At 55.6% G+C, this 1,538-nt stretch carries 2 protein-coding genes; both read left to right on the forward strand.

Features of this window, described 5'->3' with window-relative positions:
* Positions 1 to 837, forward strand: an 837-nt coding sequence (locus tag VEB01_RS02010) for a hypothetical protein (protein ID WP_324872433.1), incomplete at its 5' end; no start/stop codon positions are given.
* 37 nt (positions 838 to 874) lie between these two features.
* Positions 875 to 1,084: a hypothetical protein gene (locus tag VEB01_RS02015; protein WP_324872434.1), complete on the forward strand. Its 210-nt coding sequence runs from the start codon at positions 875 to 877 to the stop codon at positions 1,082 to 1,084.
* Positions 1,085 to 1,538 lie beyond the last annotated feature (454 nt).

The raw sequence follows: 1,538 nt of genomic DNA on the forward strand, positions 1-1,538 counted from the left end.
GTGAACCAAATGTTCACCACGCTCGATATGAACGGCCAGGACCTGAGCAATGCAAATCAGGTCAACGGTGCCACGGTAACGGCATCGCAAACGGTTACGGCGGGCTCCGGGAATGTGCAACTGACCAACCAACCTGGGGAAGGCGGGTTAATTAAAACCATAGGTGCGAACGGACAGGTCGTTTGGTTCGAGAACGTGAATGGGACACTCCGGACCATTAACAGCCCATGGACTGCACAAACGTGGAGCGTTGACCAAAGCGGCAATACGTCCAATCCGGGCCAGGCCTCTTCCGGTTCTGTGAAAACCCAAATCGTGTATGACAGCAATAATTCCGGCTACTACAGCGATCCGAACGGCACGAGCCGGACCAATTACACGATTCAGGACAACAACTATACGTACGGCTGGACACAGGCCGATATCTACTACGACCGCTGGAACAATGGGTACTACATGCAACCCAGGGGAACGACTCGCCTGGCAACGGTTCAAGCGGACAGCCTAACGACGTTTGGTAACAGCACGACGTGGGGTAACAATGCAGCAAACACGTTTCAGGTCAACGGAATAGCGGTGGCCGGCGGGGGATGTGCGCCGAATGGGCTTGTTGCTCGGGATTGGGCGGGCGCACTGCTGTCATGTAAATCCGGCGTATGGACCTCAGCGGCAGCTCAGCCAAGTGGCGGTTACCATACGCATAGAATAACCGGGGTATGCCTGTGGGCAAATCCGAGGACGGGAGGGTGTTCCTGCCCAGCTCCAACCATACCGATTTTATCCGGACAGGGGTATTTATGGGACCCGTGGGACCGGGTGCATTGGATGTGTGGATGAAAACGGAAATGACACGACGACAAGGAAACGAATACCAATGATTAGCGATCATGCGATGGTCAGGCTAGCCGATTACCCCATTCTGGCGGAGCTGGCGCGGCGGCGCACGAAGGCCGTCCGTCTGGACAGGAGGGCCTGCCGCTACGTCTACGAAACCGGCCTGTCGGAGATCGATCCCGCCCGGATCGGAGCGGCGGAGCGCCAGCTCATTGCCGAACTGGGGATTAGCCATGAGCACGATGGATGATGCGTTGCTGAGGCGTTCAGAAAGAACGCAACCAGTTCTAAGCGTGGCGATATCAGACAGCTCCGTTGAGTCGCAGCAAGTGTGAGCTGGAAGGTGCGTCGAAGAAAAATCATAAAAAGGTTCGGACTGCTCCAAGTCCTTACGGCCTTGGCTGTCGGAATATATCCGTAGGTATAGGGCACACCATGGAATGATCCCGTATTTTCGCGCCCGCGAAAATGAGCGTTTCTTTCGTTCCCTAGCCCAACTCGCGCATTAAACCTACCAAGGACCCATCATTTCACGACGGTTATGAAGTGGCTACGGTCGTGCGATCGAGTAATGGTCAAATTTTGTGTACGGGGCGGACTCAGGCGGCGATTTTCTCGGCGTCTTCCCGAACTCCGTCCTTGAACACGACTCCCTCGATAACCTGAGCCAAGCGGGGAATGCCATTGAGTTTTCGCCAGTGCCG

Origin of the sequence: Methylocaldum sp., assembly GCF_035627495.1 — a bacterium.
In the GTDB taxonomy this organism is placed as follows: Bacteria; Pseudomonadota; Gammaproteobacteria; order Methylococcales; family Methylococcaceae; genus Methylocaldum.